The sequence below is a fragment of the Bradyrhizobium sp. i1.15.2 genome (assembly GCF_040548425.1).
GTDB lineage: Bacteria > Pseudomonadota > Alphaproteobacteria > Rhizobiales > Xanthobacteraceae > Bradyrhizobium > Bradyrhizobium canariense.
Genome location: NZ_JBEPRQ010000012.1, coordinates 1 through 17,885, shown reverse-complemented (window position 1 = coordinate 17,885; position 17,885 = coordinate 1). Strand labels below are relative to the sequence as shown.

The window sequence follows — 17,885 nt, the reverse complement described above, 5'->3', positions numbered from 1 at the left end:
TCAAGCACGTTCAAGGCTTATATCGGATTCCATTTCAGCGGGGGTGTCATGAAGTTATATCTCTTCGACATGGGATCGAAGATCTACGGCGATTGCATCCTTGCAGTTCATAACAATCGCACAATCCTGATTGATGGAGCCCACCCCGGTGACTGGCAGAGTACGGGCGATACGCCGTCAATCCCCGAGCAACTCGCAAAGGTTTTGCGCAGACCACCGTTCGAAATCGATCTGCTCGTCGTAACCCATTGCCATTCCGATCACATCGGATGCCTCCCGAAGATGGTCGCGGATGGCACGGTCACGTTCAAGCGGGCACTAGTGGCAGATGAAAACCTAGGATTTCCAACCGATGGTGAGGACGCTGCGGTCGACGCCGTCGCGGCCAAGGTAATCGCGGGCATCGTCGAGGAGCCTCAGCCCGATTTGCAGGGTCCTGCGCTTGATCAGTTTCTTACGGATGCGGCCAGGCTGGCCGACAATTACGCGGCGATGCTATCCAAGCTCGAAGAGGACGGAACGAAGATCCTTCGGTATACGGGTCCGAGTGTCAAAATCAGGCAGCTCGAGAGGGAATTTTCGGACTTCGGTCTGAAGGTTCTGGGTCCGACCAAAGAACATCTGGAAACCTGTCGGGACGAGTTGGCGAGGCTAAAAAGGAGCGCGCGACGTGCGACTGATAGTCTCAGGCAAAGGGACGCCACGCTCGACGCTAGCGGCATCTACCAGATGCTTCTCACCAGCGCAGCAAGGGGGGCCGACGCAGCGACGGACGAACTCGCGGAATTCCTCGACAGGGTAGGACCGGGAGCGGCGTTGAACGATCAGAGCATCGTGTTGTCCCTTGGCTCGGAGCAACAACGATGCCTCCTTACGGGCGACATGCAACTGGCCGTCCCGGAGGTCTCCGGTTTGGACGAATCGATGTCTCAGCTTCTCGAGACTATCAAGCAAGGGGGCCCCTACCGCTTCGTGAAGTTGCCGCACCACGCATCGTACAATGGGTTCGACGAGACCGTCCTCGACGCCGTAAAGGAGGCCCCTGCTTTCGGAATCTCAACGGGGAGAGGTGATCCGAAACATCCCGATTCCGGAGTTCTGAGGCTGTTGAAGAGAGTCTCTGATGATCACTCCTGGGCCAGAACAGACCTGAACGGCCGGCTTGCGATCTCATTCAGAGGCTCTGCCGTTGAGATCGGAGTGAATGATGGCGAGTTGAACGACGCTTCGCCCAATGCGAGGGATGTCCTTCCCGAACAGCCTTCCGAGACTGAAACCGAACCGCCTATGCCTCGCGTGCTTTCCGAAGGCGGCGCTCCCCCGCGAACCGGAGCGGAAGTCATCCGACGGACCATTTCGGATCTGGTCGAGGTGACAGCCAAAATTCCGCACACGAAAACGAAAGTCACTATCACGATCGAGGTAGAGCCGGGAGAGAGCGAGATCGCGGAAATCCGTCCGCAGCCCGGCGACAAAAGGTCGGTTGCTCCGCCACGAGACCTTCCGCCCCTGTTGGTCGTGACAAACTCGAAACGGTTGGCGGATAACATCGGTCGAGCTGAGGCCGCCGGTGTCCTGGCGACGTTCGACGGGCGTCAGCCGGTAGTGGATTTGGCGCGAGAGAACTCGCCATTCGATGCAATTCGTCGCGAGGCACGCAATTTGTCGGTGAAGGGCGTGGTCATCGTCGGGGGCTATGATGTCGTCCCCTCCGAAAGGTACGACACGCTTCCACCAAGCCTACGAGCGAGTATCGGACCGAGTGTGCGCAACGATCCGGACAATTTCGTCGTGTGGAGCGATCAGATCTATGGCGACCTTGACGGGGACGGCCTAGCCGACGTTCCGGTCTCACGCATTCCCGACGGGCGCACGGCCCGCCTCGTGCAAACCGCGCTCGCCGACAGTCCAGCGGCGACCGCCACCCGCTTCGGGCTTCGGAATTACGCCCGACCGTTCGCGGATCACGTCTATACAGGGGTAGCCGGAAGGGAAACCATGTTGACTTCCCAGGCGGTAAGCTCGGACGCGGTGACCTCAAACAGTCTTTCCGCCAAGCTCATCTACCTGATGCTGCATGGTTCCGACACGGACAGTTCGCGTTTTTGGGGCGAGACTGCGGGAAGCATGCTCGAGGCGCTGACCGTTAAGAACATTCCAGACCGCTGCGGAGCGGTCGTGTTCTCGGGGTGCTGTTGGGGGGCCCTAACGGTGCGCACCCGAGCCGATGTTTACCGGTCTGGCGATCCGATCCAGGTGGTCACGCCAGCACAGTCCATCGCCCTTTCATTCCTGATGGCCGGGGTATCCGCCTTCGTCGGCTGCACAGGCGCTCACTACTCGCCGATCGACGGCAATTTGGATTATTTTGGCGCGCCGCTGCACTCCTTATTTTGGCAGCACATGGCCTCCGGAAAGAAACCCGCAGAAGCGTTGTTCCAAGCCAAGATCGACTACATCCGCGGAATGCCCCATGGCAGGACCAAAATCGAGGAAATTGCGATTGAAAACAAGATTTTGAGACAATTCACCTGTCTTGGATTAGGCTGGTGAGGGACTATATTGGGATTAAATGATCCATCGGATCGGAGGTCGATATGGCCGGAAAATCGGACTATTTCAGTGGCGCCCTAGAGGGGTGGGAACCAATTGATTCACCCACTCGAGGCCAGGACGCGGCGGCCCGCCCACCGGAAAAACCAGATCGGGTGGCTCAGGAATTCGTTAAGGTCGCAAGGAAATATGCATCCGACGCCGTGGTCAAAGATGAACGGACGTCCGAACATTCGACCCTCGTGCGCGCCAAGAAGAAGGGCTCGGTCGATAATGACGTAAGCGCCAAGACCTTCGTCGTCTCTGGAAACAAGATAGTGGGGTCTCAGGGTTGAAGTCAGGGGTGGCGATACCTGCGCCTCCCAACGATTGCCATTCCTCCGTAAGGAAAGCCCCAAAAAGGGATGCTCGGTCGGCTGATCACGCTCACCAACTCTTCGACGCTAGCGAGCCCGCCGAATGGGGCGCCCGCATTGCCTGAACGTCCCGCATTGGCGAACTTCGTGTCGTGCGTAATTACGGCGGTGCATTAGTCGCCCACGGCCCAGCTCAAAGCACCGTTCTCCCTTCGCCAGTTCAGAATGAGTGCGCTCGACGCCTGGCCGCCGCAAGGCTGCTTGATCAACGTGTCACAAGCAACCCGCTTGGGCAGATTGCCACCTCAGCCCGACATTATTCCCGCCAGTGTGAACGCTTAATTTCACACGGAAAGCCATGTGCGATGATCCCTCGTGCCGGATCGCCGGAATGAATGCCTGTGGCGTCAGGGCCAGACCTTGTTGAGGATATGCGCAAGCCGCGCGCCTGCCTTCGCCAGCTGCTGGCGTTTGAGGTCATCCTGCTTCTGGACATAGGTGGGGTCGGCAAAGGTGACGTCCCAGCCGTCGGCCGTCTTGGCGAAGGTCGCTGTGGCAAAGGCCTGCGGCGCGAGACGAAGCGTGTCAGAGGCCCAGGTCGTGGCCCACTCTTCCAGGGCGACGTTGTCGATCGCGACCGCAGTTGCGAGCGGAAGCAAGTCGAGCGCCTGTTCAACCTTGAAACCGGTCGGCGGGGCATCCCACTCGGTGTGAAGGTTTTTGCCGGAATCCTTGATGACGTTGCCCCCGACGGTTTCGGTGGCCGGATCGATCGTGTGCGTGACGTCGGGATCGACCAGCTTGCCATCCTTGTCGAGATAGACCGCTCCGACGTGCAACGGCTGGTGCAGGTCGCCCACGAGGTGCGCGAGCAGAAACAGCGCTTCACGCCTGTCGGCAATCTTGAACGGTGGCGGCGATGGGCCTTCGAGCAGGACCGCGATCGCGGCGTTGATCGCCGCAACGATGTCGTGGTCGTTGGTACCTTGGAAATTGCGATCGAAATGGCCGCGCTGGATCGCCACATCGTCGAAATGGTAGGTGTTGTGGCAGCCCATTTCTTCCTGATAGGCGTTGCCGTCGTCGTCCTTGCGCTTGGTCAGATAGCTGCACTGGAAGAAGTTGCGCTTGACGTATTGCTGCATGACGGGATGGGCCGAGGCGAAGGGCTTGCACGGGGCTTCGAAAGGCTCCTCGACCACATAGTGAAACGTGCCGTCGGCAAAGCGATGAACGCTCTTGACGCAGTCCAGCCAGGGGCCGGCGGTGCGCAGGTTCACCGCGAGGATCGTGGCAACCTGGCTCTTGGCATTGACGGTGAGCATCTCGTCGGCGATGGCGCCGACGATCTGGTGCCCGTTGGCGTTCCAGGCCTGGGCCCGGTGAGACAATGTCAGGAGCGTGGCGCAGATCAGCGCGGCAATTCTCGGTCGCATGGCGATACCTTTGGTTGGCAATCACGCTTGTTCGAAATGTATTCGATCAAGAAGACACGCCGCGGTTGCAGCTGTCAATATCGCCTCGCATCGATGCCCGGTAAAATTGCCAGCTTCGATGGCGCCGCAATGACGCCGCTGTGCTGGCAGCGACGGCGCTACAGCGAACGTGTCGTTTTAGGCGTCGTTGAAGAGCTCGGTCTCGCTCTTTGGCGCGCGGAGCACCGGCATGCGCTTGAGCTCGGCGCCAAGCTTGCGACGGGCCGCGTAGAGATCGACTTGACGCTGCAGGTCGAGCCAGAACTCCGGCGTGGTGCTGGTGACATGGGACAGGCGCAACGCCATCTCGGGCGTGACGGCGCGCTTGCCGTTGATGATCTGGCTGACGGAGAAGCGCGACACGTCCATCGCCTTGGCCAGCGTGTCCTGGGTGACGTCGGCGACGAGGATGCGTTTTCTGAGCACGTCCCCCGGGGTCACCGGGGGCGCGGGAACATACTTCGTCGCCGTCATGACAGGCCTATCGCCGTTCGAGCCGGATCTGGTAGGCGCCAAAGTCCTTCGACCATCGGAAGGTGACGAACCACTTGCCCTCGACCTTGAGGCCGTAGAGCCCGTCGGTCTTGGCAAAGCGGGTGATGGTCCCGATGACGCCGATGTCCTGAAGGGAGTGGCAGGCGACGAGAAGCTGCATGATCTCGTGCGCCGCCACCGTGATGTGCTGGCGGATGCCGCCGCCGAAGCGGGTCGTGGCGATGAGTTCGGTGGTCTTGGTGGCAAATCGTTGCATGGTTCACCTGCAAGGCTGCAATCGGGGATGTTGCCTTGCACGCGGCAAGGCTGATGGCAGCCGTTGCCGGGGGTGAACTTCCGGTGTGGATCTCGAGGCGGAGGACGCGGTCGCGCAGCGACCTGGCGGCAGCCGGCGCGCGGCGCAACTGAACGACTTTGAACGCGGCGAGGCGCGCGATCTCCTTGAGCAGGAGGGCACGAAGGGCGGTGGTGAGCGCCAGGTCGTCCTGCTCGCTCTCGCCGAGGCCGGCGAGCATGTGGCGCAGGATGTGGGCGATCTGGCGCGACGACAGCTCGAGTGCGGGACCGGTCGGTCCCGGCGCTGGACCCAGCAGCGGACCTGCGGTCCGACCGAATGCGCCGCGGCCGGTGAAGCCGTGGGCGGTGTTGTCGATGTCGCGGTAGAGGCGCCAGAACCGTTTTTGTGAGAACAGCGCCCCGGCGAAGATATGGGCCTGCTCGTGGGCACTGGCGAAGACCGCATCGATGCCGCGATCGAGCGCGGCGAGCTCGCGGCGCAGGGCGTCGGCTGCCCGCGCCTGTTTGGTGCCCAAGATGGCAAGCCCGACCGAGTGGAACAGGTCCGGCTGCGCGACGAGCACGCCCGGATCCAGCACCGCGCACATGCCGGCGTGGTTGGGATCCCAATCGATCTCGATGTTGGCGTTTGCAAGCATGTGACTTGATGTAATGCACAGCATTACATTTGTCAAGCTTCGGTGGTTTCCGGCGCTTCCGGGCAGCAGCGGCCCCGACGCCGATCTTCCGCCAGCCGGTCAAGCTCGCGCACGTGCCGATCGATCGCTGCGCGCTCATCGTCCGGCAACGGTTGGGCGGCCAACCACGTCCGGCCGCGGCCGTTGAAAAGATCGGCATGCGGGCACTTCGGGATCAGGTGCGCGTGCAGGATCGAATGGACCTCGTTTTTGAGCCGCGTGCGATGCCGCACGACCTGGTAGCGCCGCGCCACCAGCCGACGCTTGCGTTCCGTCTCCGCGTCAGGCGTCCAGATCTGCGGCGGGTACCCGGCCGCCTGCAGACTGGCGAGCGTGCCGGCATCAATCTTGTCGGTCTTGACGTGAGCCTGGGCGATCGCCTTCACCTGCAGCGGATTGGCGATAATCACCCGTGCCACGAACGGGGCCAGAACCCGGGATACCGCCATGCTGTTGCCGGTCGCTTCGACCACCACCTCATCACTGGCCAGCAGGGTCTTGCCAAATCCTTCCAATGCAGTCCGCGTCATATCAATGCGGCCCGGATGTCGGAGCCTGCCATCCTCCCAAACCACCACCTCCCCGAAAGTTCGGTGGACGTCGATGCCAATCACCCGTCGCATTCGCACCTCCTGCCAATCAGACCACAGAACGGGAGCTACGGGCGACACGACAACTACGGATTCGCGCTCTCAGCGCAACCGGGCGAGTCGCAGAGGCGGCCAGCTACTAACTCGAGCTCGCGGCTCTTCGAATGCATCGGCCTGCCCGCACCTTTCGTGCTCCCGGTGCCTCTGTCCCGATGGTCGCACCATACGCTACGATCCTGAATATCGCAGCGGAACATCGGCACCGAGAAACTCTCATACCCGTTACCAACCCGATCGAACGTCTCAACGGCGAGATCAAGCGGCGGACCGAGGTGGTCGGCATCTTTCCCAATGAAGACGCCATCGTCCGCCTCATCGGCGCGATCCTGCTGGAGCAGAACGACGAGTGGGCGGTCCAGCGGGCCCGCTACATGACGCTGGAAACCATCGCGCCGTTGAGCGATGATCCAACCGTTAGCCTTTCGGCGATCGCCAGCTGACCTGCCCGGCTCTTGCCGGCGAACGCGGTGTCCCCCGCCAGCTACACCACGCCAGGGGACACGATCCGCTTTTTCCCTAACAATAACCAATCCAAGGTAAGGCCAGGAATCTTTTGCACCAGCAAAATGCCGACGCTCTTTGACAAAGGCATGCCCGTTCGAAATTGTTCCAGCGCGGCACTTCAATCCCGATCCGCTTACAAAACGCCGTCTGCGTCCCGGCAACGGCTTTTCGCACGACCTTGAGCCTTTCGGCGACGTTTTCTTACTCAATGGATTTCGGGCATCGACTACCTTGGACGCGGGGAGGAGAGTCTGAAACTGTCTCAGGGCGGGTGCCGATTTCCTTCAAGAGATGAAGGATATCCACTGCAGCGCCAGCCTCAGATACGAGAAAAAGTAGCGGTCAACGAATAGACCGAGGGGCGGCCATGCGATGATGCCGATGCCGAGTAGGATTATGATGCCTGAACCGATCAGCATCTCTTTGATTTCGCGGTGCATCGCGTCAGTTTAGGCAATTCTCCGCTATCTCGTCCATTCCATCAGGGACAACGCAAGCGCAGTCCTTCAAGGGTACGTCGCCTCGGGTCACTCAGTTGCCCATGAACCCTTCGTAGAAGTAGCCCCACGCTACGCTCGCCGCGATCACGGTAATCCAGAAGGCGATGCGCTTGGTTCAGTAGATCAGCGTTTTTGTGTTTTTTCATTGCCACGCCACGAAACATGAGCGGCGCGGCAATGCAAGCGAGGATCGTCGTCCTGTTGTTCTTCGACTGTAAGTTATCGCCTAGTGCACTGCCTCACGGGTGATTTCGCTCGCTTCAAGGGAGCGCAGTGCAGCAAAGCTTCTAGGGCTTTAGTTGTGTATTGCTTCCCCTCGGCTCTGCCGGCCGGTCGGGCATCCCTGGTCAATGGCGCTGTTCGACGAACCCCTGTCGTTTTTGACAGGTGCGGGCCGTCCCGACATGTGGGCATGATCGCGGGTTAAAGGACGAGAGCCGCGGCTATGCGACGTTACTACTTCCCGATTTTCCACAACGGCGAGACACAGGCGGACGATGTAGGGATCTATTTCGCTCTGCTGAAGTAGCTATCCAATACGGCGCTCGTGTCGCTCGGGATATCGCCAGCGATCGCGATTATGACCGTGATGCGGGCACGGTCGTAATCGTGGTTGATGCCTCCGGTGCTGAGATCGCGCGGCATAGAGTCGGGGCGGCAGAATCCTGAACAGCCGGTGGTGTTGTGATGCGGTTCCTCACTTCCTAGCTGTTGTTGGCCAGCGTCGCCATCATGCTCTTCGCCTCCCTAGTAGGTAACTCGGTGAAATGCTGTTTGGTGACTCCTCGGATCGCAGCCATTGCATTGAACAGGTTTAGGGCGATATCCGTCAGCTCGCGCAACTCGGCGGGAGACACCTTTGCTAGATCGAAAACATCATTGTAAGAAACAGCGCTGGTTCGATGGGCGAACGCGTTGTTGCGTAGAATGGCCACTTTCCCGGCTGCAGATTTGGCGGTCAGCATGAGCGCCGCGACCTCCTCTTCTTGCAAGCCCTGCAGATGACCCGCGCTGGTCATGGCTCGGATCAAAGCTCCAAAGTTTGTCGTGTCGCGCCTCTTTTCGAAGGCTCCTGCGATGTAGATGCAGTAGGTGAGAAGATATGCGTGCGGAGTGAACCGGAAAAACTCATTGTCCCGCATGGTGTCAATGATGTGCTTTCTGGTGTCATTCAGTTCGAAGTAGGACCAGAGATCCAGAAACAGCCGCGCTCTCACGACATGCTGGCCAAGGCGATCGAGCCGCTGTTCAATCGATAGTTGATGCTGCGCTGTGCCTGTTTTCATGGCCTATTTCACAAGTGATCGATCAAAGCAGGCGTTGATGGACAGATTCTTGCGATGGTCGGCCCAACTCAATTCGATCAGGTTACGAATGCCTCCTGTGGTTACTCCGATGCGTCCTGGTCTGTATAGCCATTCACCTAGAATCGGGCTCTTGGAAACGTCTGGAGCGGCTATCATGAGCACGAATTCTAATCCCAGAAAGCTCGTCCATAGACCGACGATTTCCTGATCGGAGTCGCCATACCAGGGGTCACGGTCAATGTCGCAACGGCGGGCGGCTTCCTATCCGCCACGGCCGGTTGCCTTCAGAAGGATTCGCACGAAAGCAAACATTCGCGCGAAGAGATAGTCGATCTGGTCGGACGATGTGAGAGCTTCCTGGGTCGTTTCCGAATGGCGGATGCGAAAGCTGTTGCCGACCATCGTCAGTTCGGCCGCCTCGCGAGCCAACGCCTGCCGGAATCCCGATCCGGGCAGGGCGACGCGGTCCAGCAGTGCGTCGGCCTGAACCCGCTTGTTGGCGCCCGGCTCAAGCGTCTTCAGCCGCTCGAATGCGTCCCAGAGCTTTTCCAGCGCGTCCTGGCGATCCTCCAGCTTGGGCGACAAAATGCGCCGGCGGGCGCCTTCGAGCAGGCGATCGGTCTCGCCATCGCCGGTCTGAAACAGCGCCCAGCCGATTGCCTCGGCGAGCGGGGCGGGGAGGAGGCGGCGCAGCTCGCCCGCGCGCGTGAGCTCGAATGCGAGCGCGTTGCGGCGGAACAACATGTTCACGTCATCCACGAAGCGCACCAAACCCGGTTCGCGGTCCCAGCTCAGATGGTAGTGCCGGAAAAACGAGTGATAGGCGCCTTGAACCGGTTCGCCGACGGACCTGGCGCAGAATTCGAGCAGATCGAGAATGACGGGCGTGTCCGGCACTTCGGTCGCCGAGAACGGCCATTCGATCCATGGTACCTCGGCCAACAGGACGCGACGGAACGACTGCTCGTCGCAACCGCAAGGGCCGTTCCCGTCGGGACACTGCTCCGGGAAGCGGAATCCAAACGAGCCATCTCCGATCCGGGTCTGGATCAGGCTGAACAGGCCCGCCCAGAGCCGCTCGTTGATCGTGTCAATGGCGGGAGCGCGCGCGCCGTATTCACGGTCTGTATAATAGGTCGACATTCTGGCCGGCCATTCCCAAGGCTTCAGGTCCGTTCGGTCATTCGGGCGGAACGGCGTCATCGAACTGGACAGAGGTGGAAATCGATCGCTGACTGCGGCCGTTGTGGCCCCCTCTCAATGCCGGATCAACGGCAAAAAAGATACGTCTGTTTCGGTCTCGTCCTGCTGCCTCCTATCACGGAAGAGCATCAAAGGGTGGATCGGCGAGAGCCGCCGGGACGGTCCTGGTCCTCGACGGTCACGCCTCGGGTCATGGTCGCTGGGGCGACGGCCGGCTCTGGCGCATTTGTTGGACCGGAGCGTCTGTTTGGCGGCGGCATGCTCCAGGCTTCCGGGGAGCATCAACCTCGCGTCGCGGAAAAACACCACAATGTGACTGCTCTCGGCTCCGAGGCGTGCGCCGGAAATAATCAAATCCATGGAAGACATCTCTCCTGCGCCGAAGAAGGCTATCAAGCGCAGGAGACCAGAGCTTGTTCGCACGTGAAGGTCTTCGTACGCTTGAGGCCCGCGAAGCGATTGGCACAGGTTCAGCGATCTTAAGGCTGATTCGCAGGTGGTGTGAACGTGTAGACGGTCTTGCCGCCCATCTGCGGGTTCTCGTCAAGTTCGCTCGTGTCGTGCAGCGAGATCCGCGACAAACGGCGCTTAATCCTGCGCCTGACTTCCGTCTCCGGAAAAGTCAGCCTGTGAAAGAAGCTCAATGTCCTGCCGCTCTTGTCGGCGAGAGCCTGGGCGGCCTTCACCCACTCGCCCGCGATTCGCCTGCGTTCCATCTTGATGGCGACGTCGAGGTCGCCGAGATCATCGCTGTGGGTGAGATAGGACCCGAACACGCGCACCTCTGTAACATAGTGGAGGAGCTCGCCGTCGCGGTTGATCCGTTCAACGCGCGCCAGGACCTCTTCGAGCAGAGCCTCAGCGGCAGCGCGGTTCATGCGGGGAACCAGGGACTTCATCCCGGTCGCGTGGCCCTCGTCGGTGACCCGATAGACCATGCGGCCGTCGCTTTGCCGGCCTTCTTCGCAGATCAGCTCGTGCACAAGCAACGCTTCGATCAGGCCGTGCGCCTGAACAGTAAAATCCGGCATTTTGGGCAGGCGCACTCCGAAGATCTTGTCGCGCTTGCGTGCGGTCGTCCAAAGGCGCAGGGCGTGGCCGCGATTCGATCCGTCGAGCTTGCCGGTTTCGATCAGCTCATCCATGGTTGCGCGCCACCATGTTCTGAAGAGGTGCTCGTCGACCAGATCGGTACAGAAGCCCTCGGAGTTCGTGGCATCGGCCAGCAGGTCGCGGACGAGCTTGGCCGGCTGCCCTCCGATCCGGGTGTTGCGGTCGAGTTTCGCGCTTCCTTGCCTCGCGATGTCGGCCACCTCTTTCGGAAACAACCTTGCTGCCTCGATCTGGGTGTGTTTCGCACCTGTCCATCGGGCGATGGTCGAGGCCCAGCATTGGTTCAAGCCGGTGAACTCGGCATAGACGACTGCGTCGCCGTGCCGGTGCACAATCAGGCGCAGCCAGCCCGGCGTACCAGTCTTCGTATAATAGAATCCTTGCTCGACCTGCGAGGCCTTGACGGGATAGGTCATGACTTCGCCGCGTCACCGAAGCTTTCGATGGCCTCCTGGAGCCTGTTTCGGAATTTGCCCGGGATATCGAGCGCGTAGCTGTCGAGCATGTAGAAGGCATTGGCGCGCCAATGCCGTGGCTTTTTCTTCGGTTTGCTGAGGCTCGTCACCTCGAATTCGATCTTGTTGGTGACGCGCGGATCGGCAAGCACGAGCCGGTCATCCTGGACGAATCTGTAGGTCCGAACATTGCCCTCGACCATGATCTCGAAGCCGAGATCGCGCAGCCGCTGCTCAGCCTCACCCATCGTTGCCTCGCGCCGGGCCGCGCCACTCGGTCTGGTACAGAAAGGCCGGAGGCGCCTGCGCCGCATGTCTCACCATCGGCTCCGACTGCCGCCGCTCCTCGTCCCGCTCCTTCTCGGTGCGGTCGGTGGCGAGCCCTGCTCGACCGCGAGATCGCGCAGGACGCCATAGACGATTCCGCGGTCAACAGATTGATGACGATCACCGGCGTCAACTTGGCGGTCGCTGCCGGCATCATGGCGGCGATCGGCGACATCAGCCGGTTCAACAGCCCGCAGAAGCTGGTGAGCTATTTTGGGCTGAACCCGCGGGTGCGGCAATCCGGACTGGGCGCCGCTCATCACGGCCGCATCAGCAAGATCGGCCGCAGTCACGCGCGCGCCATGCTGGTCGAGGCGGCCTGGGCAGCGGCCAAGGCGCCCGGTCCGCTGCATGCGTTTTTCGTGCGCATCCGAGCCCGGCGCGGCCATCAGATCGCCGCGGTGGCCGTGGCCCGGAAGCTCACCGTGCTTTGCTGGCATTTGTTGACGAAGCGCGAGGATTACCTGTGGGCGCGCCCGGCACTGGTCGCCATCAAGACCCGCGCGATGCAGCTTCAAGCCGGACATCCGCAACAGAAAGGCAGCCGACGTGGGCCAGCGTATGCCTACAACATCAAGGCATTGCGCGACCGCGAGATGTTGATTGCCGCACAGGCGGAGCAAAGCTACGAGCGCTTGGTGACGCAATGGAAACCACGGCCAAAAACCGGCGCGCGGGCGCCTCAGCTCGGCAAGACAAAATAGGGCAGCCTGGTGGCGCTTGCAGCCGATGCGCCACGCTTCGCCACGAGGTCGCCCGCGCCCGCCCAGGATAATCCCGTCTGACGGCAAGTGCCAGCCAGGAATGCAGTCCCGTTCCACGCCAGCATGCCGCCGTGCTCGGGCCGGTCAAGGCCAAGCCTTGCGGTGGCCGCAAACGCGGCCAGCCTTGACCGCCCCTGCGCGCGGCGGCTGCGAGATCGATGGCCGGGACGGAAGAATGGCCCGCGGCGCAGCCGAACAAAAGAATGGACGTACGCGATTTCTGCAATCGTCATCTCGGTCATAAACAAATCGCTTGTCCATCTCATCCGTGGAGTGCAGCTTGGTGCGATGCTGCGGCGGGAACGTCATGTAGGCCAGCACGTCGGTCTCGGCCTCGTCGAGGAAGCCGGCAAGCTTCGGCAGCTTGGGCCGGAGCTGGTCGGCGACCTTGCGCCACTGGGTTCGTGCGGCCTCGGCATCGTCCTGTGCGAATGCTGTGGCAATGAAGGCAGAGACGACGCGCCGGCCGCTCTTGCCGGCATGCGCCAGCGCGTTGCGCATGAAGTGGACGCGGCAGCGCTGCCAGCTGGCGTTGAGCACCTTGGCCACCGTGGCCTTGATGCCCTCGTGGGCGTCGGAGACGACCAGCTTGACGCCGCGCAGGCCGCGGCGGGCGAGCTTGCGCAAGAACGCGGTCCAAAACGTCTCGGCCTCGGACGGCCCGATGTCCATGCCGAGAACCTCGCGCCGGCCGTCGCTGTTGACGCCGACCGCGACAATCACCGCGACTGAGACGATGCGGCCATTCTGGCGCACCTTAACGTACGTGGCGTCGATCCACAGATACGGCCAGTGGCCCTCGATCGGACGGGCGAGGAAGGCATTCACCTTCTCATCGATCTCGCCGCACAGCCGGCTCACCTGGCTCTTGGAGATACCGGTCATGCCCATGGCCTGCACCAGATCGTCCACCGAGCGGGTCGAGACGCCCTGCACGTAGGCTTCCTGCACCACGGCGGTGAGCGCCTTCTCGGCCATCCGGCGCGGCTCCAAAAAGCCCGGGAAGTAGGAGCCCTTGCGCAGCTTGGGAATGCGCAGCTCGACCGCGCCGGCGCGGGTCTCCCAGATCCGGTCGCGGTAACCGTTGCGCTGGGCCAGACGCTCGGGGTTCTTCTCGCCATAGGCCGCCCCGGTCTGGCTTTCGACTTCCAGCTCCATCAGCCTTTGGGCGGCCAAGCCGATCATCTCGCGCAGCAGATCGGCGTCGGGGGTCTTCTCTACCAGCGTGCGCAGGTTCATCATGTCGTCGGTCATCGGTGGTTCCTCGGTTGCGTTGGCGTGTCGCAACCCGATCCTACCGGAGAACTGCCGGTGACCACCGCAAAGCCGCCCGCCCGCTACGGCGCAATTTGAAGGCGCGCGTCCGGGCGGCTTTGCTCTACCGAGCTACACCACCACCGGGGACACGACCCTGCCCACTATGTTGTTAGACCGCGCCCTCAAAATTGAAGGAGCGCCGCTTGCCTAAGAAGAAACAAGTAGTTCGTCGCGAGTGGACCAGGTCCGACGTCAAGGAACTCAAGGCGCACTCAAAGGCACGAACGCCTGTCGTGAAAATAGCCAAGCCAAGATGACCAAGCGAACCGAGGGCTCGCTACGTCAGAAGGCGCTGTACTTGAGAATTGGTCTGGGCCATCAGCGGTGATTGAAAGCTCGCCGGCTCACACCTAACCGACCTGCCGAATTTCGATACTGGTTTGACATCAATCTGACACGCTCGGGTGCAGATTATCGTCAGCCCCGGCGGGCCCTCCCTCAGTCAGCAAGACTGACGTTTAAGTTTTCCATAAGTGTGACATCGACGACATTGCGCCCCCGCACTGTCGCTGTAGGCTTGTCTTGCCGGGGCTGGAATAATATTTCACGTCTTCATTTTACCCGGCTGGCCGCAGTGGTTCGCCGCTGCGGCCTTTTCGTGTGGCGCCTATCTTCACGGCGCGTTGGAGGGCTCACCCCATCCGTAGATTTTCAGCCGAGTCTTTTCCGCGGTTGTTCACGACATCGAAGCTAACCTTAGCTCCCTCTGCCAAGGAGGTGTAACCAGCCTTCTCAACCGCTGAGATATGGACGAAGACGTCCTTGCCGCCGTTGTCAGATTGAATGAACCCGTAACCCTTCGTCGGGTTGAACCACTTCACCGTCCCCATAGCCACTTAACTTCTCCATTTTTCAAAACGAAAACTAGTATCGGAATTTCGACAAAAGCAAGGCTCGTGCGGACGCGCTTTCGCGCGATGGGTTGGATAGCCGATGGTCCTCCCCCCTTCACAACACCCGCCATCTTCGCGCCCTTGACTGCAGCCGCAACCCGCGGTGACGCACTCCTGCTGGGGGACACAGTGGTAACACTGCCATCCGGCGTGCGCCTGTACGACTGCCCAACCTGTAAGCGTTATTTCGAGATGCCCGTTTGTCCTAAGGCAACAAGACTGACGTATTGAAATCCGCTATTTACCGGTGGTAGTTTTTTACTTTTACTGCTCGCGCTATTTGCTCTGACGCTATCCTGATAGTGCTTTTTTTGTGCTGGGGAGGACATTTCATGCGAGGCTCTCGCGCAATCCTTTACGCCGAACGACTTCGCGAACTCACTTTTCAGCTCTCAGAGTTGGAAGATCTTGGTTGAAGAAGCAGAGCGCCGCGCCCGCGGTGGGCCCCCACTACGCTTGACACGTCTTGGTTCCGAGGGATGGTGGGCTTCATCTTAAAGCCCGTCCAGCCGCTGACTTGACGAAGAGATCGATCCGGCCGCAGCCCATCCAACTGAAGGGCCTTTCCCCAATGGACGAATTCGCGGTGCTTCTCGCCGAGCTGGACCCGGTGCAAGGCAGAATTCCAGCACCTGTAGAACGAACTGAATCTCGCGACTGGCGCCGGGCCGACCGATATAGCAGCGGTTCGAGATGCGGCACGCCGGATGAGCGGCATCGCAGCCCGTATTGAGGCTGTGACGCGCGCGTCTCGAAAGGTACGGCCAGCGGAGTACATTGAGCACTCCGCTCGTTTCTCCTGAGGGAGTGAACTACTGGCTCTGAGATTTCGGTTGTCGCCGGGTCTGGCGGTCGATGCGCCTCAGCTCTGCCTTAAGCCGCTCGATCTTGAGCCTCGCTCGGCGGGTGGATGTGCGCTTCGTTTCGATCAGGCCGGCAAGGCGCTCGATCATGTTGAGCTGCTCCAGCAGCATGCGGTTGGCGTCTGTCATGCGAGCTCACATTGTCGGACGCGTGGGCGCGCTCAGGCCGCCTGCATTTCCCTGGATGGAGCGGCCCCTGCCTAGAAGAGAGCGGCCGATATTTCCGAGGGGAACGCCCTACAAAAAGGGCCGAAATCGAACCCAGCGGAAAATGTAAGCAATTTCACAAAAGTGCACAGAAAGTTGGGCTAGCATCCGATACGCTCCTTCGTTTCACCGCCTAGTGCGGATGCGTATGCCGTTTTTTGCTAGGCGTTTTCTGTGGCTTTGTGTTGGAGGCATTGATGAAGAGCTCTCCCGTGCTTTTTGCCCAACGGTTGAACGAACTCAATTCTCAGCTCTCAGAATTGGAAGAACTTCGAGCTCGGATCAAAGAAGCGGAACGGCGCGCCTGCGGTGCACCGACACTACGTTCGACGTCAAACAATCCGAAGTCTCGCGAAAATCGATATCTGTCCTGACATTCGTAACCAGGCGCGAGCCACTTCTATGCGACGGACTTCCTGAAGGGCGCGACCGGCGCCCTGATGGAGTAGACGGATTCACCTATGCAGTTGCTCACCGTGGGAGGTAAGCTCACTGACTGGGACGTTGCCAAGCAAGCCCGCGAGATCAATCCAGAGATGCCGCTGGTCTATATGACCGGCGCCGGAGCCGATCGGTGGCCCTCTCACAGCGTACCCAATAGCGTTCTGGTGAGCAAAGCGTTCGCGCCTGCGCAGGTGGTGACGGCTGTGTCGCAGCTGCTCACGCGCCGAACCCATATTTACCCCCTCGGTAAGTACGCGCGGCACGCTCGATGACACCCCGCATGCGCAGCACGGTCCTATAGGCCACCCCGAGTTCAGTCTTGATCTCCAAGAGCGTTGGCTTGCCATCGGAGCTGAAGGCTCTAGCCGCTCGCACCCAGGTGCTCAGGGGTATCCGCAGGCGCTCAAACGAGGTGCCTACGGTGACACTGAAACCCTTACGACACCGCTTGCACTGATAGAGGCCTTCGCGGTGGCTGTGCTTCTCACCGCCAATCAGGAACACCTCGGGCTCCTGGGCGCAGCAGCGGGGGCATTGGGCACCGTGGGGCCACCTTAAGAGTTCCAAGAGATCCCAGGCTGCGGTGTCGTTTTCGAACGGAGAAGGCATGAGCGGAGAGCGGGTCCGGCGTCGCCGGCGGGGGCTCTATACGATGTTTCGTCAGCTACACACAATATGCCCCGCCGTTTGTAGTGTTTGGGCGAGGGATCAGGCGGTTAGTGGTGCCAAGCCCGGCGTTAGAAAGAGAAGGCGGCTTCTTTCGATTCTACGGCGTTTCGTTAGCTGAACACAAAAGCCCCCTTTTTTAGTGTCTTTCGCTACAGTGCCAAGCACTTAGCGGAAAGGCGCCCCCACCTTCACCAGGAAGCGGTTCTAACCACGAGGAGCACGCAGAGCCCTCGATCAGCGACAGCCCTCCCTGTCTATCAGCACAGCCAAGTCGCAACTCACCACCCGGCGAGCTGATGCTCGTCATGACCTCTACTATCGAAAGGAAAATCGTATGCAAACTTATTTGGTAATGAAAGAGTACACCCTTGATGACCTCTTCAACGATACGTTGGCAGAACTGCATTCGTTTAGGTGCGCCGAGCCTCAAGATCCTTGTTACGACCGAGGATACGGCTTTGGACAACACTCAAACAGATTCAGTGGCGCTTGGTTCTCAATCGCGCTCCGAGGAACGAGCAATGTCCGCCTACCTCACGAGCGGCTGGTGACCTACATGGCGCACCGCAATCCTGGCCGCACCTCCATGAACGTGATCGGCCGAGAGTTCAGCTTGAAGCCGCAGCAGCGCAAGGACCTGCAAAAGTTGCTTCGTGACGAGAAACACGGGACCACGCTGGCCCTGCGATCAATTGGGGTGACGTATGGCTCGGAAGGTAAAGGTGCGGAATCCGAGGCAAAGCGGCCACCGATTCCGACGGAAGGCGGCCAGCGATTCCGATCGAAAGCGGCCACCCAATCCGAACGAAGGCGGCC

15 protein-coding genes and 6 pseudogenes are annotated in these 17,885 nt (G+C 60.5%); 9 read left to right on the top strand and 12 right to left on the bottom strand.

Translation table 11 applies throughout. The annotated features are described in order from the left end of the window. Positions 1-48: 48 nt before the first annotated feature. Together ABIB80_RS21620 and ABIB80_RS21615 are read left to right on the top strand one after the other, a co-directional pair. A complete protein-coding gene (locus ABIB80_RS21620) occupies positions 49-2,553 on the top strand; it encodes an MBL fold metallo-hydrolase (RefSeq protein WP_354128256.1) in 2,505 nt (834 codons plus the stop codon). A gap of 44 nt (positions 2,554-2,597) precedes the next feature. Continuing rightward, positions 2,598-2,888 (top strand): hypothetical protein, encoded by a 291-nt coding sequence (locus tag ABIB80_RS21615; protein ID WP_354128255.1) that lies wholly within the window; start codon positions 2,598-2,600, stop codon positions 2,886-2,888. 428 nt (positions 2,889-3,316) lie between these two features. Here the strand turns inward: ABIB80_RS21615 and ABIB80_RS21610 are convergent, their stop codons facing one another. From ABIB80_RS21610 to ABIB80_RS21600, 3 genes are all read right to left on the bottom strand, one after another. Then, positions 3,317-4,345 (bottom strand): S1/P1 nuclease, encoded by a 1,029-nt coding sequence (locus tag ABIB80_RS21610; protein ID WP_354128254.1) that lies wholly within the window; start codon positions 4,343-4,345, stop codon positions 3,317-3,319. Positions 4,346-4,522: 177 nt separating this feature from the next. Next, on the bottom strand, positions 4,523-4,858 hold the full coding sequence (locus tag ABIB80_RS21605; protein WP_280096686.1) for a HigA family addiction module antitoxin: 336 nt from the start codon (positions 4,856-4,858) through the stop codon (positions 4,523-4,525). 7 nt (positions 4,859-4,865) lie between these two features. Further along, a complete protein-coding gene (locus tag ABIB80_RS21600) occupies positions 4,866-5,135 on the bottom strand; it encodes a hypothetical protein (protein ID WP_280096685.1) in 270 nt (89 codons plus the stop codon). Positions 5,136-5,220: 85 nt separating this feature from the next. Between ABIB80_RS21600 and ABIB80_RS21595 the strand changes: the two genes are divergently transcribed. Beyond that, positions 5,221-5,565, top strand: coding sequence for a hypothetical protein (locus ABIB80_RS21595; RefSeq protein WP_280096684.1), 345 nt, complete (start codon positions 5,221-5,223; stop codon positions 5,563-5,565). Between the two features lie 21 nt (positions 5,566-5,586). Next, positions 5,587-5,823 carry a hypothetical protein gene (locus ABIB80_RS21590; protein WP_280096683.1) on the top strand — a complete coding sequence of 79 codons (237 nt, stop codon included), beginning with the start codon at positions 5,587-5,589 and terminating at the stop codon, positions 5,821-5,823. Between the two features lie 74 nt (positions 5,824-5,897). On the opposite strand, the pseudogene ABIB80_RS21585 reads toward ABIB80_RS21590, so the two are convergent. Further along, positions 5,898-6,476 (bottom strand): annotated as a pseudogene (locus tag ABIB80_RS21585) (IS110 family transposase); the annotation flags it as partial. A 242-nt stretch (positions 6,477-6,718) separates the two neighbouring features. On the opposite strand from ABIB80_RS21585, the pseudogene ABIB80_RS21580 reads away from it, so the two are divergent. Next, positions 6,719-6,943: pseudogene (locus ABIB80_RS21580) on the top strand (transposase); the annotation flags it as partial. 1,268 nt (positions 6,944-8,211) lie between these two features. Here ABIB80_RS21580 and ABIB80_RS21575 read toward each other — a convergent pair. The 4 genes from ABIB80_RS21575 to ABIB80_RS21560 all read right to left on the bottom strand — a co-directional run bounded on the left by ABIB80_RS21575 (position 8,212) and on the right by ABIB80_RS21560 (position 11,833). Next, positions 8,212-8,793 (bottom strand): AbiU2 domain-containing protein, encoded by a 582-nt coding sequence (locus tag ABIB80_RS21575; protein WP_354128253.1) that lies wholly within the window; start codon positions 8,791-8,793, stop codon positions 8,212-8,214. A gap of 282 nt (positions 8,794-9,075) precedes the next feature. Beyond that, positions 9,076-9,957 (bottom strand): hypothetical protein, encoded by an 882-nt coding sequence (locus ABIB80_RS21570; protein WP_280096677.1) that lies wholly within the window; start codon positions 9,955-9,957, stop codon positions 9,076-9,078. A gap of 539 nt (positions 9,958-10,496) precedes the next feature. Further along, positions 10,497-11,546, bottom strand: a complete 1,050-nt coding sequence (locus tag ABIB80_RS21565; protein ID WP_354128252.1) for a hypothetical protein — start codon at positions 11,544-11,546, stop codon at positions 10,497-10,499. Next, positions 11,543-11,833: a hypothetical protein gene (locus tag ABIB80_RS21560; protein WP_354128399.1), complete on the bottom strand. Its 291-nt coding sequence runs from the start codon at positions 11,831-11,833 to the stop codon at positions 11,543-11,545. The genes ABIB80_RS21565 and ABIB80_RS21560 overlap by 4 nt, the downstream gene beginning before the upstream one ends. A 132-nt stretch (positions 11,834-11,965) precedes the next feature. Between ABIB80_RS21560 and ABIB80_RS21555 the strand changes: the two are divergent. Next, positions 11,966-12,614, top strand: a pseudogene (locus ABIB80_RS21555) (transposase); the annotation flags it as partial. A gap of 314 nt (positions 12,615-12,928) precedes the next feature. Here the strand turns inward: ABIB80_RS21555 and ABIB80_RS21550 are convergent. Beyond that, positions 12,929-13,930: pseudogene (locus tag ABIB80_RS21550) on the bottom strand (IS256 family transposase); the annotation flags it as partial. A 206-nt stretch (positions 13,931-14,136) separates the two neighbouring features. Here ABIB80_RS21550 and ABIB80_RS21545 point away from each other — a divergent pair. Beyond that, positions 14,137-14,321, top strand: a pseudogene (locus ABIB80_RS21545) (hypothetical protein). Between the two features lie 304 nt (positions 14,322-14,625). Here the strand turns inward: ABIB80_RS21545 and ABIB80_RS21540 are convergent. Next, on the bottom strand, positions 14,626-14,829 hold the full coding sequence (locus ABIB80_RS21540) for a cold-shock protein (protein ID WP_280096675.1): 204 nt from the start codon (positions 14,827-14,829) through the stop codon (positions 14,626-14,628). 869 nt (positions 14,830-15,698) lie between these two features. Continuing rightward, positions 15,699-15,878, bottom strand: a complete 180-nt coding sequence (locus ABIB80_RS21535) for a hypothetical protein (protein WP_354128251.1) — start codon at positions 15,876-15,878, stop codon at positions 15,699-15,701. A 539-nt stretch (positions 15,879-16,417) separates the two neighbouring features. Here ABIB80_RS21535 and ABIB80_RS21530 point away from each other — a divergent pair. Continuing rightward, positions 16,418-16,672: a response regulator gene (locus ABIB80_RS21530; protein ID WP_354128250.1), complete on the top strand. Its 255-nt coding sequence runs from the start codon at positions 16,418-16,420 to the stop codon at positions 16,670-16,672. Here the strand turns inward: ABIB80_RS21530 and ABIB80_RS21525 are convergent. Beyond that, the gene (locus tag ABIB80_RS21525; RefSeq protein ID WP_354128249.1) at positions 16,617-17,009 is read right to left on the bottom strand and encodes a transposase; all 393 of its coding nucleotides are present in this window, start codon (positions 17,007-17,009) and stop codon (positions 16,617-16,619) included. The two genes, ABIB80_RS21530 and ABIB80_RS21525, sit on opposite strands and share 56 nt — an antisense overlap. Positions 17,010-17,403: 394 nt before the next feature. Here ABIB80_RS21525 and ABIB80_RS21520 point away from each other — a divergent pair. Next, positions 17,404-17,885: pseudogene (locus ABIB80_RS21520) on the top strand (hypothetical protein); the annotation flags it as partial.